This window comes from Lysinibacillus sp. ZYM-1 (assembly GCF_001308875.1).
Lineage (GTDB): Bacteria > Bacillota > Bacilli > Bacillales_A > Planococcaceae > Lysinibacillus.
In genome coordinates this window covers 78,622-95,703 of sequence record NZ_KQ465117.1, presented here as the reverse complement: position 1 = coordinate 95,703, position 17,082 = coordinate 78,622, and the positions used below count along the sequence as shown (strand labels likewise).

Sequence of the window (17,082 nt, the reverse complement as noted above, 5' to 3'; positions counted from 1 at the left end):
ATTTCTTCACCTTATGTAAGGACAAAGCTATTCAGAACACGTTTTGCATTTTCCTAATAAAATGCTGATTTTTATGCGTTACTAGCTTTTCGATTTAAAAAGCTAGTAATTTTTTCGGATTCATATATTTTCCGTCTTCAACTACTTCGAAATGCATGTGGACGCCAGCCGCTTGATTCCACTCGTTATCAGTCGCTTTTCCTAAAGCTTGACCTTGAGTAATTTCATCGCCTTCTTTAACAGCGATGTCTTTTACAGAGCTATAGTGAGTTTGCATTCCATTTGGATGCTCGATGACAATTTTATTGCCTGTAAACGCGTCTAGTTTTACTTCTAGTACTTTACCACTCATAGCAGCTAGTACTTCAAATTCTTCACCATTCATAGCAATAGAGATACCAGAAGACGTTGTAAATGTTTGATTAAATACCATTAGTGCATTTTCACGAGATTCTTCATTCGCTTCTAGCTCGTAAAACTCTTGTAGGATTTGTACTTTACCAAGACTCTCTTCTTTGAATGGATACTTCATGTTTTCAGTGCGGGCATTTGTTTCTACTACAGGACCTGAATCAACTTCCGCTAAATCTGGTAAAGGAGCCTCTTCTACTTTAGATACGAGACTATTGTAACCAAATAACAATCCTGCTAGAACTAGTGCACCACCTGTGTAAACTACTGGCCAAAACCATGGTTTCTTTTGTAATTGACCATTTTCCTTCTGATTTGGATTTTGGTTTTGAGAAGCTTTATTATTTTTATCCTCTCTCATTTTCATCACCTCTAGTTGCAGTGTGAACAACTAGAAGTTATTTTAAACATGCATCTATTTTTTTTATTTCAATATCCTGATAATAATAGTGTAAAATTTCGGCAGCTGTTTTCCCTTCATTTGCCATGGCTTCTGCTCCATATTGGCTCATTCCCACTCCGTGACCATATCCTTGCGTTTTTACATGTACCTTTCTTGTAGTAGCATTATAGGCAATTGTAAAATCAGTAGATGGTATTCCAAGTAGCGTTCGAACTTCTCTTCCTGTCCAGACATTATTCCCTAACTGTAGACGCTCTACCCGTCCTGAGCCATTGTAAAATAGTTGTATACGATTAAAATCGCTAGCTTGCCATTGTACAGGCCATAGTTTATTCCATTGGGCTAGTGACCACTCTTGCTCTGCCTCATACTTTGGAGAGGTTTGATCTGATATACTTGAAACACTTTGCAAATATGGAATATCACTACCACTATATCCATAGGCACTTTCTGTTTGGCCATTGCTTGTTGAATGAAACATGGCTGTAATTAAGTCATTATTATAAAGAAGAACTTGTCCCTTCGTTTCATTTATTGCTTCGACAATTTTCTTTTCATTTCCCAGGAAATTGCTAGCCCAATTCGCTTTTCTTTGACTTTCATCATAAAAAACTTGCTTTGCTACAGTTGGTGCAATCGTTTTTTTACCGTAATTTGTCGTTTTCAACGCATATGTGCGTGCTGCAATCGCCTGAGCTTTCAATGCCTCCTTTTTAAAAGAAACAGGCATTTCTGCTGCAACTACACCTGTTATATACGTCTCTAAAGGGATTTTTTCCTTTTGTCCCTCCACTTCTATAAATATTTCGCAAGCTTTTACTTCTGATGTTGGAGGCTGCACATCCCCCCGTCTTTCGCTAATCCCTATAACAGGAAGCAAATACAATGCTCCAATTAAACAAAGGACACCTATACTAATCATCCATTTTTTCATAAGGAATAATATGCTAGGTTTCATTTAGTTATGAGAAATAAAAAACCCTCTGCTAATATAAGCAAAGGGTTTTGAAATAAAATTAGTTTGCAGGTAATTCAACAGTTGCATCTTCGATCGTCACAACTTCTTCCTCAGTAATACGCTCAATATTTGCACCAAGAGAAGCTAATTTGCCATGGAAATCAACATATCCACGATCTAAATGGTGAAGCTTTGTAACACGTGTTATACCTTCTGATACAAGACCTGCTAAAATCAGTGCAGCCGCAGCTCGTAAATCCGTTGCCATTACTTCAGCTCCCTGAAGTTCTACTGGCCCCTCAATAAACACAGAGCGTCCCTCTATTTTAGCACCTGCATTCATGCGTCGGAACTCCTCAACATGCATAAAACGATTTTCAAATACTGTTTCTGTAATGATACTCGTACCTTCTGCAGTTAGCATTAACGCCATCATTTGTGATTGCATATCTGTTGGGAAGCCTGGATGTGGCATAGTTTTGATATCCACAGCTTTTAATGTTTGAGGAACACGTACTCGAATACCTTCATCCAATTCTGTAATTTCTACACCCATTTCACGCATTTTCGCAATTAAGGCAGTCATATGTTCAGGAACTGCGTTTTCAATGACCACGTCTCCCTTAGTAATAGCTGCTGCAACCATAAATGTACCAGCTTCAATACGGTCGGGAATAATATGATGCTCTACTCCATATAATGTATCGACTCCTTCGATACGAATCGTATTTGTACCAGCACCTATTACACGTCCACCCATACTATTAATAAAGTTTGCAAGATCAACAATTTCAGGTTCTTTCGCAGCATTCTCAATCACAGTTGTCCCTTCTGCTAGAGAAGCTGCTGTCATGATATTTTCAGTTGCCCCCACACTTGGGAAGTCTAAATATACATTGGCTCCTTTTAAGCGACCCTCAGTCTTTGCCTCTACATAACCATGACCAAATGAAATCTTTGCACCCATTGCTTCAAAGCCTTTTAAGTGTAATTCAATCGGGCGAGAACCGATTGCACAGCCTCCTGGTAACGCAACACGAGCATAACCATTACGCGCAAGTAATGACCCCATTACTAAAATGGATGCACGCATTTTACTAACAAATTCAAATTGTGCTTCACTAGAAAGTTCTTTTGTGGCATCTATATATACGGCATTATCTTCAGGTATATATGTAACTGCTGCGTTTAAACTTTTAAGTACTTCGTTTATTGTAAAGACGTCTGCTAAGTTAGGGACTTCTTTAATTACATTCTCTCCCTTTGAAGCAAGTAAAGCTGCCGCAAGGATTGGTAACACTGCATTTTTTGCGCCCTCTACACGTACTTTTCCCTGTAGTTTATGGCCGCCAGTCACTATTATTTTATCCACCCTATGTCCCTCCGAATTCAATCTATTAACCTACCGAATTTTTATTTTAATAAAGAAGTATAATGTCATAATCAGTAAACAAACAACTCTATAGTACAACTTTTCTAACGCTCATTCAAGCGTCCAAATCACTATTTTAAGCCATTATTAGTTATTTTGCTATTTATTTATTGTACGCTTTCAAATTTTTTTTGTGAATGACCAATAACCCGTTCACATCTAATACATACCCAAAGATATATGAACAAAAAACAACTTTTCAAAGTTTTTTTATACATAGTTCAAAGGGCCACACAAAGGGTATTATAAAGTCCTTTGAAGTATGTAGGAGCATATGATCTTATTCAATATAGAAGCTATTCGGTTATGTCAGTGTTTAAAACAAATATGGAAGTTTGCCAGACCAGTTAGATATTTGTAAAAAGAAATTGGATACACCAGTGCCTATCGCAATACTCAATAAAATATAAATAAGCTGAACTTGAAAAACTCTATTTTTTTTAAATAATTTTTCTATCATAAAAGCTTGTAATGCGTAAAATGTAATAGCTATAAAAAATATATGCGATAAAATACCTAATAAAGCTTCTTGTCCAATCGCTTCATAAAGTTCCATGCTTCCCCTCCATCTGTCCTATAATTCAAGCACTTTAAAAAACGGGCAGATGCTATATCTGCCCGTTAAAAATGAATTAGATATTACCCTCATGAACGTTGATACGATTCAACGCACGTTTTAATGCTAGGTCAGCACGTTTGAAATCAATGTTGTCTTGTTTACCTTGAAGACGTCCTTCAGCACGTTTAACGGCTTCTTTTGCACGTTGAACATCGATATTTTCAGCAATTTCAGCAGAAGGCGCTAAAATTGAGATCTTTTCTGGACGAACTTCAATGAAACCACCGCTAACAGCAACAATATCAGTAGAACCGTCTTCTTTTTTTAGCTTCACTGCACCAATTGCAAGTGGAGCAACCATTGGAATATGGCCTGCAAGAACACCGATTTCTCCTGAAGTTGTTTTAGCGATTACCATTGATACTTCAGAATCGTATACTGGGCCGTCGGGAGTGACAATATTGACTAGAACTGTCTTCATATTTTTTCCTCCTCGTCCCTAGTATTAAACCTCTACGCCCATGCTTTTCGCTTTTTCAACTACTTCATCAATTGAACCAACTAGACGGAAAGCATCTTCTGGTAGGTGATCCCATTTGCCATCAAGGATTTCCTTGAATGAGCGAACAGTTTCTTTTACAGGTACATAAGAACCTTTTTGACCAGTGAATTGTTCCGCTACGTGGAAGTTTTGTGATAAGAAGAATTGAATACGACGAGCACGTTCTACTGTTTGTTTATCTTCATCAGATAACTCATCCATACCTAAGATTGCAATGATATCTTGTAATTCACGGTAACGTTGGATTGTACGTTGTACACCAGTAGCAATTGCGTAGTGCTCAGCGCCTACGATTTCAGGTGATAATGCACGTGAAGTCGAAGCTAATGGGTCAACCGCAGGGTAGATACCCATTTCTGATAATTTACGCTCAAGGTTAGTAGTTGCATCTAAGTGGGCGAAAGTTGTAGCTGGAGCCGGGTCAGTATAGTCATCGGCTGGTACATAGATCGCTTGGATAGAAGTTACAGATCCTTTGTTCGTAGATGTGATACGCTCTTGTAGTTTACCCATTTCAGTTGCAAGTGTTGGCTGGTAACCTACCGCAGAAGGCATACGACCTAATAGGGCAGAAACCTCAGAACCTGCTTGTGTGAAACGGAAGATATTGTCGATGAATAAAAGTACGTCAGCACCTTGCTCATCACGGAAGTATTCTGCCATTGTAAGACCAGTTAAAGCTACACGCATACGTGCACCTGGTGGTTCATTCATTTGACCGAATACCATCGCTGTTTGCTTGATAACGCCTGAATCGCTCATCTCGAAGAATAAGTCGTTCCCTTCACGAGTACGCTCACCTACACCGGCGAATACAGAGATACCTGAGTGCTCTTGTGCGATGTTATTGATTAATTCTTGGATTAATACTGTTTTACCTACACCGGCACCACCGAAGAGACCGATTTTACCACCTTTGATATATGGTGCTAGTAAGTCTACTACTTTGATACCTGTTTCAAGAATTTCAACTGTAGTTGAAAGTTCATCGAAAGATGGTGCTTCGCGGTGAATTGAATCACGACGAGCGTCAGCTGGAATCTCTTCACCTAAGTCGATTACTTCTCCAAGTACGTTGAATACACGACCTAAAGTAACTTCACCAACTGGTACTGAGATAGCTTTTCCTGAGTCTGTTACTTCTGCTCCACGTTGTAAGCCATCAGTAGATGACATTGCAATTGTACGAACAGAATCATCACCTAAATGAAGCGCAACTTCTAATGCAAGAATTGTTGGTTCTTCATTAGGACGTTCAATCTTAACTGTTAGTGAGTTATAGATTGCTGGTAATTGGCCATTGTTAAATTTTACGTCAACAACTGGACCCATTACTTGAATAACATGTCCTTTATTCATTACTGTGTATCCTCCTATCGTATTCTTATACGACGTTGGGAAGCTGAGCCTATTCTAAGGCTGCAGCTCCACCAACGATTTCTGTAATTTCTTGTGTAATCGCCGCTTGACGCGCACGGTTATATTGCAATGAAAGGTCTGAAATAAGATCAGATGCGTTATCAGTTGCATTTTTCATAGCCGTCATACGAGAAGCATGTTCACTTGCTTTTCCATCTAATAATGCGCCGTAAACTAAGCTTTCCGCGTATTGTGGAAGTAACACTTCAAGAATTGCTTCACCAGATGGCTCAAATTCGTAAGAAGCATTACTGCTAGCAGGTGCAAGATCAGTTAATGGAAGAAGTTTTTTCTCTGTCACTTCGTTAGCAATAGCGCTGACAAAGTGATTATAGTACATATAAAGTTCATCATACGTACCGTCAATGAACATACCAACAGCATTACGAGCGATTTCTTTAATATCAGCAAATGTAGGTTGATCCGGAAGACCGACAACATCGCTGACGACATTATGATCACGTTTCACAAAGTAGTCACGCACAACACGACCTACTGCTAAAATCACGTATTCGTCTTTAGATTTATGACGCTCGTCAATTGTACGTTGTACTTGACGTAGGATACTTGAGTTGTAAGCACCTGCAAGACCACGGTCAGAACCAATGACTAAGTAAGCTGTTTTCTTTACAGGACGAGCAGTTAACATTGGATGTCCACTGTCTTTTGTTCCTGAAGCGATCGCGCCTACTACGTCCTGGATTTTTTCCATGTAGGGAACGTACGCTTTAGCGTTTTGCTCTGCACGACGTAACTTAGAAGAAGAAACCATCTGCATCGCTTTCGTAATTTGTTTCGTACTCTTTGTAGAATTAATACGACCTTTTATTTCGCGTAAGTTTACCACTGGTATTTCACCACCTTTTGTTTTTTAATCAAGTGACTAGCTCGAACTTATTCTGATTTAGCGAAAGTTTTTTTGAACTCTGTTAAAGCTGCTACGTAATCCGCATCAGGAGCAAGCTCTTTTGTAGTACGAACGTGATCTAAAACGTTTGTGTGGTTTGTATCTAACCAGCTTAAGAATTCACCTTCAAAGCGAACGATATCTTGTACTGGAATATCATCTAAGTGACCTTTAGTTAATGCATAAAGGATCGCAACTTGTTTTTCAACTTTAAGTGGTTTGTTTAGGTCTTGTTTAAGAACTTCAACCGTACGTTTACCACGCTCAAGTTTAGCCAACGTGATTTTATCTAAATCAGAACCGAATTGAGCAAATGATTCCAGTTCTCGGAATGCAGCTAAGTCAAGACGTAGTGTACCCGCAACTTTTTTCATCGCTTTAATTTGAGCAGATCCACCTACACGTGATACAGAAAGACCCGCGTTAATCGCTGGACGTACACCTGAGTTGAATAAGTCAGATTGTAAGAAGATTTGACCATCAGTAATTGAGATTACGTTAGTTGGGATGTATGCAGAGATATCCCCAGCTTGTGTCTCAACGAATGGAAGAGCTGTAATAGAACCATTTTGATATGTTTCATTTAACTTCGCAGCACGTTCAAGTAAGCGGCTGTGTAAGTAGAAAACGTCACCAGGGTATGCTTCACGACCTGGAGGACGGCGTAGAAGAAGTGAAAGTTCACGGTAAGCTGATGCTTGTTTAGAAAGATCATCATACACGATTAAAACGTGCTTACCTTGTAACATGAATTCTTCTGCCATAGAAACACCAGCAAATGGTGCTAAGTATAGTAATGGAGCTGGTTGAGATGCAGCAGCAGTTACAACGATTGTATAATCTAATGCACCGTGCTTACGTAACGTTTCAACTACACCACGTACAGTTGATTCTTTTTGACCGATAGCAACATAGATACAAATCATATTTTCACCATCTTGGTTTAAGATTGTATCGATTGCTACAGATGTTTTACCTACTTGACGGTCACCAATGATTAACTCACGTTGACCACGACCGATTGGTACTAGAGCGTCAATCGCTTTGATACCAGTTTGTAGTGGTTCGTGTACTGATTTACGAGCCATTACACCGAAAGCAGGACTTTCGATTGGACGAGATTTTGTTGTGTTGATTGGACCTTGTCCATCCACTGGTTGACCAAGTGGGTTTACAACACGGCCAATTAGTTCTTCACCAACTGGTACTTCCATGATACGACCTGTACGACGAACTTCATCGCCTTCTTTGATGTCTGTGTATGGACCTAAGATTACGATACCAACGTTACCTTCTTCTAGGTTTTGAGCCATACCCATAACACCGTTAGAGAACTCTAGAAGCTCTCCAGCCATGGCGTTGTCGAGGCCATGAGCAAGTGCGATACCGTCACCAATACGGATAACTGTACCAACTTCGCTTACTTTAAGTTCAGATTCATAATTCTCAATCTGTTGTTTAATCAGACTGCTGATTTCTTCAGCCTTGATGCCCATGTATGTCACCTCTCACATTTCTAAATTATTAACCGATTAATTCACGTTTTAGGCGCTCAAGTTTGTTTGCTACTGAGCTATCATAAATATGATTACCGATTTGAACACGAATACCACCAAGAAGTGATGGATCAATTTCGTTTGTAATGTTTAATGATTGTTTCCCTACAAGTTTCGCAAATGTTGTAGAAATATTAGCGCTTTCTTCAGCAGAAAGTGCACGAGTAGAGAATACTGTTGCATCTGCAGTACCTTGTGCTTGTGCAGCAAGCTCAGCATACGCGTTCGCAATAAGCTTCACTTCGTTTACACGTTTTTTCTCAACAAGTAGTTGAACTGTATGTGTAACCTCTGGAGTTGCACTTGCAAAGATTTCAGCTACCATTTGTTTCTTACGTTCGATAGAGAACTTAGGAGCAGTTAAAAGTGTTAAAAAATCCGGAGATTCTTTAACAACCTTTGTTAGCTCGTTTAAGTCTGCTCCAACTTCAGCAAGAATGTTTTTTTGTTGCGCTAATTCAAAAAGCGCTTGAGCGTAACGTTTTGCTACAGTTGAATTACTCATCGAGCTTCCCCTGCCTTCGCAATCGTCTCTTCAATTAGAGCACGGTTGTCTGCCTCAGAAATCTCTTTGCTAAGGACTTTAGATGCTGCAAGTACAGATAATGAAACGACTTCATCACGTACAGCTGCAATAGCTTTTTCTTTTTCAGACTCAATTTCACGTAAAGCCGATTCTTTCAAGCGGTTTGCTTCATTACGAGCTGCAGTAAGAATTTCTTCTTTTTGTAGTTCGCCCTGCTTCTTAGCGCCTTCAACAATCGATTGTGCTTCCGTACGAGCTTCTTTAAGAAGGCTCTTTTGTTCTTCTAAAAATTGGTGCGATTCTTTGCGCGCTTTTTCAGCTGCTTCGATTTCACTCGCTACTAATTCTTCACGTTGTTGCATCATGCCCATAAGTGGACCCCAAGCGACTTTCTTAAGTAAGAACATTAATACTAAAAAGATAACTAATGTTGCGATGATGTCTCCGTTATTGAACTTACCAGTGCTAGCACCTAGTACAAGATAATCTAAAAACACGATTGTTTCACTCCCTTCAAGAGCTTTAACTTCAACTTAATTTAGTGACTTAAAAAACTACCTATTTTAAAAAGCTATATTTACACATAGCTTTTATCCGTTCCAAAATGAAGGGCGAAGTTTCATCTGGAGAATCCTGCTTCGCCACTAGTAAAATTCAGTGTTCAACTGAATTATTTATTCATTACGATGAATGCTACTACTACTGCGATGATCGGTAGGGCCTCAACTAATGCAACCCCGATGAACATTGTAGTTTGAAGAACGCCACGAGCTTCTGGTTGACGAGCGATACCTTCTACTGTTTTTGATACGATAAGACCGTTACCGATACCTGCACCAAGTGCACCTAAACCGATTGCGATTGCTGCTGCTAATAAACCTAATGAACCTGTCATTTGAAAATTTCCTCCTTGGAATTGTTTGTATTTTTGGTTCAAGCATAAGTTATATGCTTTATATTAATGGTCATCGCTCACTTTATGAGCCATGTAAACCATTGTTAACATTGTGAAGATAAAGGCTTGGATAAAGCCGATGAAAATTGAGAAACCTTGCCATGCCATCATTGGAACGATTGCCCCGATGAATCCCACAGCACCTGATGATGCTAAACCTGCAAGTAAGCCAAGTAAAATCTCACCTGCGTAAATGTTACCGTAAAGACGTAAACCTAGTGTTAATGTGTTTGCAAATTCCTCTACTAATTTAAGTGGGAACATGAAAGACATTGGTTTAAAGAATGTACCAGCATAATGACCTGTACCCTTCATTTTAACACCATAGAAATGCGATAAAACTAAAATCATTGTTGCCAACGTCATCGTCACAGTTGGGTCAGCTGTTGGTGATTTCCACCATAGCTCGTGACCATAAACGATTGAGAATGGAAGACCTAATAAGTTAGATACTGCGATAAACATAATTAGCGTAATACCTAGTACGTGGAATCGACCACCAGTTTTCCAGTCCATGTTGCTTTTGATAATATTCTTAACGAAATCCATAATCCATTCCATGAAGTTTTGCATACCAGTTGGTTTTAGCTTTAGGCTTCTAGTTGAGATAAAGGCAATTAAAAATACGATAATTGCAGCAACTAGTAACATCATAACTGTCGATTTATTAAATGTTAAAAAACCGACTTCTAGTAATGGAGCTTCATGAGTCATTGTTATTTTTCACCTCTCTTTCTAATTTAAAGCACATTAGCGGTTCCTTACATGTGACACAATTCTCTCGACAAAGAGAAAAACGTACGGAATCATTAGCCCTATGACCGTGCTAATTAAGTGAAAATAGTTTGGCAACGAAATGGCTATTGCGACTGCCGCAACACCTGATCCAAAGCGAAGTGCTGTACCAAGTGAGCCTATTTTCTTCCCTTCACTAATGGACCTGTCAAACTTCTCCATACGGCGAACTAGAATCCAAAAATTATACGTACCAAAGAATGCACCGACTGCGATGCCCGCAAATACAGTTTGATAGGAAGTGAATCCCCAGCCTAATGCGCAGAGTGCAAGCAAAAAAAATAACGCCCTCTTCTGCACAGCAAAAATGTGATGCAAATCTAGCATTGGTTATAATCTCCTGAATCAAATTTTCGAGTATTGAAAGCGTTTGCTGACCACCGTGTGAAATCAGAAAAGAGCAGTGAAAGGCACTACTCACAGCGGAATAGTAATGGGAGAGTCATTTCAATTACAGGTGTAAATGCCCAAAAAATAACTTACACCCCTTACCAACTCGGTAAAAACCGAAACGCGCAAAACGTTGCAAATCGACAGTTTTATTTTGAACTGTCAATTTAGTAGAAAGTTGATATAACAAGTGTTTCAACGTCCTATTTATGAACAGAAACCCTTATCATTCTTACCCTTTGTAAGCATACAATAGGTGATATTTGAAGTCAATTGGTAATAGAGAAAAACTTCACAACCTCTATACTCTTGTCAAATTGTTGACAAATTTGTGTATGAAATTTCATAGTTTCAAATGTTCTTATTTTCTTGACGCATAAAAAAAGCTAATTTACGACATAATTATGCTCATAAATTAGCTTACCCAATCTAACAGGTACATTAGACTTATTTTTAAAATTAAATATAGTACATTAATTAGTTTTTTGTAAAAAACCTAGCAATGCCTCTACAATTCGTTTAGATGCATGTCCATCTCCATATGGATTTGAAGCTTGTGCCATTGCTTCATATGCATTTTTGTCTGTTAACAATTCCTTAGCCAGAGCATAAATTGTATCCTCGTCAGTTCCCGCTAACTTTAACGTTCCAGCTGCAATTCCTTCTGGGCGTTCTGTTGTGTCTCTAAGAACAAGAACAGGCTTCCCTAATGATGGTGCTTCTTCTTGGACGCCACCTGAGTCCGTTAAGATCATATAAGAACTCGCCGCAAAGTTATGGAAATCAAACACTTCAAGAGGCTCTATTAAATGCACTCGTTCATTGTCACCCAAGATTTCATTCGCGATTTCTCTTACTGCAGGATTCATATGCACAGGATACACCACCTGAACATCGTCATGCTCGGATAAAATTCTTGTGATAGCTTTGAACATATGGCGCATTGGCTCACCAAGATTTTCGCGACGATGCGCCGTTAATAAAATCATGCGGTCTTCGCCTATCTTGTCTAATACTGGATGCGTATAATGTTCGCTAACAGTTGTTGCTAATGCATCAATCGCTGTATTACCTGTAACAAAAATTGTCTCAGAATTTTTATTTTCATCTAAAAGATTCTTTTTAGATACTTCTGTTGGAGCAAAGTGTAAATCCGCCATTACACCCGTTAATTGGCGATTCATTTCCTCTGGGTATGGTGAATACTTATTCCATGTTCGCAGTCCTGCTTCCACATGACCAATTGCAATTTGGTTATAGAACGCCGCTAAGCTCGCAATGAAAGTCGTCGCTGTATCACCATGTACTAAAACGATATCTGGCTGTGCTTCTTTCATTACTTTATCTAAGCCTTGTAATGCGCTTGTCGTAACATCAATTAATGTTTGACGATCTTTCATAATATTTAAATCATAGTTCGGTGTGATTTTAAATGTTTCTAGTACTTGATCTAGCATTTGGCGATGTTGCGCTGTTACTGTCACAATAGATTCTATTTGCTCAGGATATTTTTGTAACTCCAAAACAAGCGGAGCCATTTTAATTGCTTCTGGTCTTGTACCAAAAATCGTCATTACTTTCCATTTTTTTATCAAAACGATCTGCACCGTCCTTTTTGTTATTGTATGAAAAGGACAACCACACCCGTTGAAGTCCATCAAGAGGAGTACTTACCTAAACATACTATGAAACGCCCTTCAAATTTGAAGGACGCTTTCATAAATTATTAGTTTCCTAAATGAGGAAACTTCATGTAACCATTTTTTATTTCGTGCCGAAAAGGCGGTCTCCGGCATCTCCTAGACCTGGTACAATATAGCCATGATCGTTTAGTTTTTCATCCAAAGCAGCAATATAAATATCAACGTCTGAATGTTCTTCTTGAATAGCTTTGACACCCTCTGGTGCAGCAATTAAACACATGAATTTAATGTTTTTAGCTCCACGTTTTTTCAATGAGTTAATAGCTTCCACTGCTGAACCACCAGTTGCTAGCATTGGATCTACAATGATGAAATCACGTTCTTCCACATCTGCTGGAAGCTTTGCGTAATATTCAACTGGTTTTAATGTTTCAGGGTCTCGATAAAGCCCAATATGGCCAACTTTAGCTGCTGGGATAAGCTTTAATACGCCATCTACCATGCCAATTCCTGCACGTAGAATCGGTACAATTGCAAGCTTTTTACCAGAAAGTACTTTTGTTTTAGCAATTGTTACAGGTGTTTCAATTTCAATTTCTTCCACTGGCATATCACGTGTAATTTCAAATGCCATAAGTGTTGCTACTTCGTCTACTAGCTCACGGAATTCTTTTGTACCTGTATTCTTGTCGCGAATATAAGTTAATTTGTGTTGGATTAGTGGATGATCAAATACATAGACTTTGCTCAAAGGGAATCTCTCCTAACCGTTCGGATTTCATTTTTATCTCAACTAGTATAACAGAAAAAAGGAGTCGCCTCAAAAATAAATTTAGGACGACTCTTTTTATTCTATTTTTTTATTCAAAGTAAGTTATTGATCAAGAATCTTATCTAGCTGTTCCATTGGCATCGGCTTAAAATAGAAGTACCCTTGTCCTACTGTACAGCCTAATGCACGTAGTATTTCAACCTGTTCTTCCGTTTCAATCCCCTCTGCCACGGAGGTCATTCCCAAATTTAAAGCCAGCTGGATTATCGAGCGTACAATAGCAAGCGTCGCGGCATCTTCTATGGCATTGATAAAGCTTCGATCAATTTTTAATTCAGTGAATGGTAATTGTTGCAGATAGCTCAATGAAGAAAATCCTGTTCCGAAATCGTCCACTGATGTTTTAAAGCCATGGCTTTTTAATTCTTGAATAATTTTATAGGCAGATTGGAAATCTACTAAGCCTATATTTTCTGTTACCTCTAGAATAATATTGCTTGGATCTATATTATACTTTCGAACAAGTTTTAATGTGTCTTGAACAAAATGCGTATAGTAGAAATGATCCGGCGAGATATTGACTGCTATTTTCACTAATTTCTTGCCTAATCTTTGACGTTCCGCAAGCCACGAAAGTACAGTCTCTAAAACTAGAACATCTATTTCTCGAACCTTTCCCGCACTTTCCGCTACTGGAATAAAGATTGCTGGAGACACAAAGCCTAGTTTTGGTGATACCCAACGTGCAAGAGCTTCAATACTTTGTATCTCTCCATTACGTAAATCTACTTTTGGCTGTAAATGGACTGTAATCTCTTTATTTTTGATTGCTTGAGACAAATGATTTAATACAGTCATTTTCTGTAAAAGAACGTCATTTTTTTCTGTCGTGAATATTTCAGTATGTGTACCTGGTTTATCGGTAGCAAAGGATAGTGCATTATCCGCAAATCGTATAGCATCATTGACCTTTATGTCATCTTTATAAGAAGCAATTCCTGTTTTCATAGTGATATAGATTTGCTTTCCTCCTATTATAAAGGGCTGCCGAATTGTCTCTTTAATGCGTATTTCATAGTCATTTAAATTTTCATTAAATGTTATCGTGGACAGAATAAGACTAGAGCTTGTAAATCTAGCAATATATTCATGATTTTCTGGTTTGTCTTGCTCCAGTCGTTTAGCTAGTTGCCTTAATAGTTCATCACCAAATTCACGTCCATACAGTTCAACCACTTGATGAAATTCGCTTGGTTTCAAAATTTTGATATAACCACTTTGTCCTCGTTCAGCCTCTTTTTCGAGAATATTGACAAAGCTATGACGATTCGGTAAACCTGTTGTGATATCGGTATAGGCTAAATCCCATATTTTTTTCTGTGTTCTTGCGTACGTAAAGGCCAGTGCAACAAGTGCGCTAATTTTACGAAACATATTTTTGAAAAATGTTGTTTGGTCATTATATGCATTTTGACAGTAGATCGAAAATAGCCCTATTACTTGCCGTTGTTGATTGCGTATGGGTATAAACAATCCGTATGGTTTTTGAGATAAGGCTGCAAATTGTTTATGTTTATCAGGAATATTTGCCTCATCCAAATTTTCAATGAAAATAGGGATTTCTGATTGCATAACCTTGGTAAAAAAATCGTTACTTTCACAGCATCTCGGAACATCTTTTGATCTGCAATCACCTGTAAAAACCTGCAATAGACTGCTCTCTGTTTTGATGAGGACCATACTTGAGATGTTCGGCATAAAAAACTCATCAAGCCCACGGCAAATAATTTGCATCTTCTGTTCAAAGGAGCTATCTCTCTCAATTGCCTTATACATATCATTTTCTAAGCGCATCAAGAAGTCTTCTGTATGATAATACGTAACATCCTTCATAAGGACTAACACAAATTGTGTTACGTTTGCATCATTCCTAAATGGTAGTGCTTGTATTTCTGCCCAAAACTGGGGTTTATCGATCCCTTTATGATGGAGCTTCGCTTGTACTATTATGCCGTTATGTATTTTTTCTTTAATCATTTCAATGGTTGTCTTTTTTTCGTCTGATAGCCATGAAAAATAATTAGTTTTTAGGATTTGTGACCTTGAAGCATTTGTAAGGCTACAAAAAGAATCATTACATTCTAATATGTAATGATGATTTGTTGCATCAAAAATTACGTAGCTTTCTTTAGAATTATCCCCTAATTTGCGAATACTGTTCAATAATACATCATTATCTATATCTAACGATTTAGTGACCATCCAACCCCTCCGTCTCTATCACTTCATCCCAATTCCATTGTACATAAAATTTAATTAAATTTTCACTTTTATTGAAAAAAACTTCTTTTCCAGGACACTATCTGTCCTCAGCCAACTATAATATACCCCTTTATACTGATTATATGTAAATTTATTCAAAAATAAGAGGATTATTCTACTCAATTAGAAAAAAGATGTATTTTATAGTTTCGCCCGATATTTTCAAAATAAAAAAACTGTATTTAAAGTGAAAAGTCCACTTTAAACACAGTCCTAGTATGATATTATGCGTACAATGGATGTCTATCAGTTAATGCTTTTACGCGATCTTTTGCTTCCGCTTTAACTGTTTCATCTTCAGGGTTTTTAAGAACTGCTGCAATAATTGCACCAACTTCTTTCATATCTTCTTCTTTAAAGCCGCGAGAAGTAACTGCTGGTGTACCAATACGAATACCCGAAGTAACAAATGGAGATTCCGTATCGTAAGGGATTGTATTTTTGTTAGTTGTAATGCCCACTTCGTCTAGTGCATGTTCTGCTACTTTACCTGTTAGACCAAGAGATTTAACGTTCAATAGTAATAAGTGGTTATCTGTACCGCCAGATACAATTTCAACACCCTCAGCAATAAGTACTTCTGCTAAAGCTTTCGCATTTGATTTAATTTGTTTTGCATAGTCTTTAAATTCAGGTTGTAATACTTCGCCAAATGCTACTGCTTTAGCAGCGATGACATGCATTAATGGTCCACCCTGAATTCCTGGGAATACTGATTTGTTTAATTTTTGCTCCCACTCTTTTGAAGCAAGAATTAATCCACCACGTGGTCCACGTAATGTTTTATGTGTAGTTGAGGTAACAAAGTCTGCATATGGAACTGGAGATGGATGTTCACCAACAGCTACAAGACCAGCAATATGTGCCATATCCACCATGAAGTATGCACCTACTTCATCTGCGATTTCGCGGAATTTAGAGAAGTCAATTTCACGTGGGTATGCAGAAGCACCAGCAACAATAAGTTTTGGCTTATGTTCTAATGCTTTTTGACGTACATCCTCATAATCGATAACTTGTGATTCTTTTGTTACACCGTATTCCACAAAATTATAAAGAATACCAGAGAAGTTTACAGGAGATCCATGTGTTAAGTGACCACCATGAGAAAGGTTCATACCAAGAACCGTATCCCCTGGTTCTAAAATTGTGTGGTATACAGCCATATTCGCTTGTGCACCAGAGTGTGGTTGCACGTTCGCGTATTCTGCACCAAAAATCTCTTTCACACGATCACGTGCGATATCTTCAACTACGTCTACATGTTCACAGCCACCATAGTAACGTTTTCCAGGATAACCTTCTGCGTATTTATTTGTCAGTACTGAGCCTTGCGCTTCCATAACTGCTTCGGATACAAAATTTTCAGATGCAATCAATTCGATATTTGCTTGTTGACGTTTTTTTTCTGCAAGAATTCCTTCTAATATTGCTTTGTCTTGTACTGCTAATTTTTCATATGCCATTAGAAA

At 38.2% G+C, this 17,082-nt stretch carries 17 protein-coding genes; all 17 read right to left on the bottom strand.

Annotated elements, in window-relative coordinates; translation table 11 throughout:
* Positions 1 to 94 precede the first annotated feature (94 nt).
* Entirely contained in the window at positions 95 to 772 is a 678-nt protein-coding gene (locus AO843_RS11635; RefSeq protein WP_054611269.1) for a M23 family metallopeptidase, read from the bottom strand.
* A gap of 37 nt (positions 773 to 809) precedes the next feature.
* Positions 810 to 1,748, bottom strand: a complete 939-nt coding sequence (gene spoIID / locus AO843_RS11630; protein ID WP_054611298.1) for a stage II sporulation protein D — start codon at positions 1,746 to 1,748, stop codon at positions 810 to 812.
* Between the two features lie 82 nt (positions 1,749 to 1,830).
* A complete protein-coding gene (gene murA / locus AO843_RS11625; RefSeq protein ID WP_054611268.1) occupies positions 1,831 to 3,144 on the bottom strand; it encodes a UDP-N-acetylglucosamine 1-carboxyvinyltransferase in 1,314 nt (437 codons plus the stop codon).
* Between the two features lie 376 nt (positions 3,145 to 3,520).
* Positions 3,521 to 3,760 carry a DUF1146 family protein gene (locus tag AO843_RS11620; protein WP_054611267.1) on the bottom strand — a complete coding sequence of 80 codons (240 nt, stop codon included), beginning with the start codon at positions 3,758 to 3,760 and terminating at the stop codon, positions 3,521 to 3,523.
* Positions 3,761 to 3,836: 76 nt separating this feature from the next.
* Entirely contained in the window at positions 3,837 to 4,244 is a 408-nt protein-coding gene (locus AO843_RS11615; protein ID WP_054611266.1) for a F0F1 ATP synthase subunit epsilon, read from the bottom strand.
* Between the two features lie 24 nt (positions 4,245 to 4,268).
* On the bottom strand, positions 4,269 to 5,684 hold the full coding sequence (gene atpD, locus AO843_RS11610; protein ID WP_054611265.1) for a F0F1 ATP synthase subunit beta: 1,416 nt from the start codon (positions 5,682 to 5,684) through the stop codon (positions 4,269 to 4,271).
* A gap of 49 nt (positions 5,685 to 5,733) precedes the next feature.
* The gene (atpG, locus tag AO843_RS11605) at positions 5,734 to 6,591 is read right to left on the bottom strand and encodes an ATP synthase F1 subunit gamma (RefSeq protein WP_054611264.1); all 858 of its coding nucleotides are present in this window, start codon (positions 6,589 to 6,591) and stop codon (positions 5,734 to 5,736) included.
* A gap of 47 nt (positions 6,592 to 6,638) precedes the next feature.
* A complete protein-coding gene (gene atpA, locus AO843_RS11600) occupies positions 6,639 to 8,147 on the bottom strand; it encodes a F0F1 ATP synthase subunit alpha (RefSeq protein WP_054611263.1) in 1,509 nt (502 codons plus the stop codon).
* A 28-nt stretch (positions 8,148 to 8,175) separates the two neighbouring features.
* A complete protein-coding gene (locus AO843_RS11595; protein WP_054611262.1) occupies positions 8,176 to 8,712 on the bottom strand; it encodes a F0F1 ATP synthase subunit delta in 537 nt (178 codons plus the stop codon).
* On the bottom strand, positions 8,709 to 9,230 hold the full coding sequence (atpF, locus tag AO843_RS11590; RefSeq protein ID WP_054611261.1) for a F0F1 ATP synthase subunit B: 522 nt from the start codon (positions 9,228 to 9,230) through the stop codon (positions 8,709 to 8,711). Before atpF ends, AO843_RS11595 begins: the two co-directional genes overlap by 4 nt.
* Positions 9,231 to 9,403: 173 nt before the next feature.
* Complete coding sequence (gene atpE / locus AO843_RS11585) at positions 9,404 to 9,628, bottom strand: F0F1 ATP synthase subunit C (RefSeq protein ID WP_004269474.1); 225 nt, start codon at positions 9,626 to 9,628, stop codon at positions 9,404 to 9,406.
* 63 nt (positions 9,629 to 9,691) lie between these two features.
* A complete protein-coding gene (gene atpB / locus AO843_RS11580) occupies positions 9,692 to 10,402 on the bottom strand; it encodes a F0F1 ATP synthase subunit A (RefSeq protein ID WP_054611260.1) in 711 nt (236 codons plus the stop codon).
* 36 nt (positions 10,403 to 10,438) lie between these two features.
* Entirely contained in the window at positions 10,439 to 10,810 is a 372-nt protein-coding gene (locus AO843_RS11575) for an ATP synthase subunit I (protein ID WP_054611259.1), read from the bottom strand.
* Between the two features lie 536 nt (positions 10,811 to 11,346).
* Positions 11,347 to 12,468, bottom strand: coding sequence for a non-hydrolyzing UDP-N-acetylglucosamine 2-epimerase (gene wecB, locus AO843_RS11570; protein WP_054611258.1), 1,122 nt, complete (start codon positions 12,466 to 12,468; stop codon positions 11,347 to 11,349).
* Positions 12,469 to 12,637: 169 nt separating this feature from the next.
* The gene (gene upp / locus AO843_RS11565) at positions 12,638 to 13,267 is read right to left on the bottom strand and encodes a uracil phosphoribosyltransferase (protein WP_008180557.1); all 630 of its coding nucleotides are present in this window, start codon (positions 13,265 to 13,267) and stop codon (positions 12,638 to 12,640) included.
* 123 nt (positions 13,268 to 13,390) lie between these two features.
* The gene (locus tag AO843_RS11560) at positions 13,391 to 15,550 is read right to left on the bottom strand and encodes a bifunctional diguanylate cyclase/phosphodiesterase (RefSeq protein WP_054611257.1); all 2,160 of its coding nucleotides are present in this window, start codon (positions 15,548 to 15,550) and stop codon (positions 13,391 to 13,393) included.
* A gap of 284 nt (positions 15,551 to 15,834) precedes the next feature.
* Positions 15,835 to 17,076 carry a serine hydroxymethyltransferase gene (gene glyA / locus AO843_RS11555; RefSeq protein ID WP_054611256.1) on the bottom strand — a complete coding sequence of 414 codons (1,242 nt, stop codon included), beginning with the start codon at positions 17,074 to 17,076 and terminating at the stop codon, positions 15,835 to 15,837.
* Positions 17,077 to 17,082 lie beyond the last annotated feature (6 nt).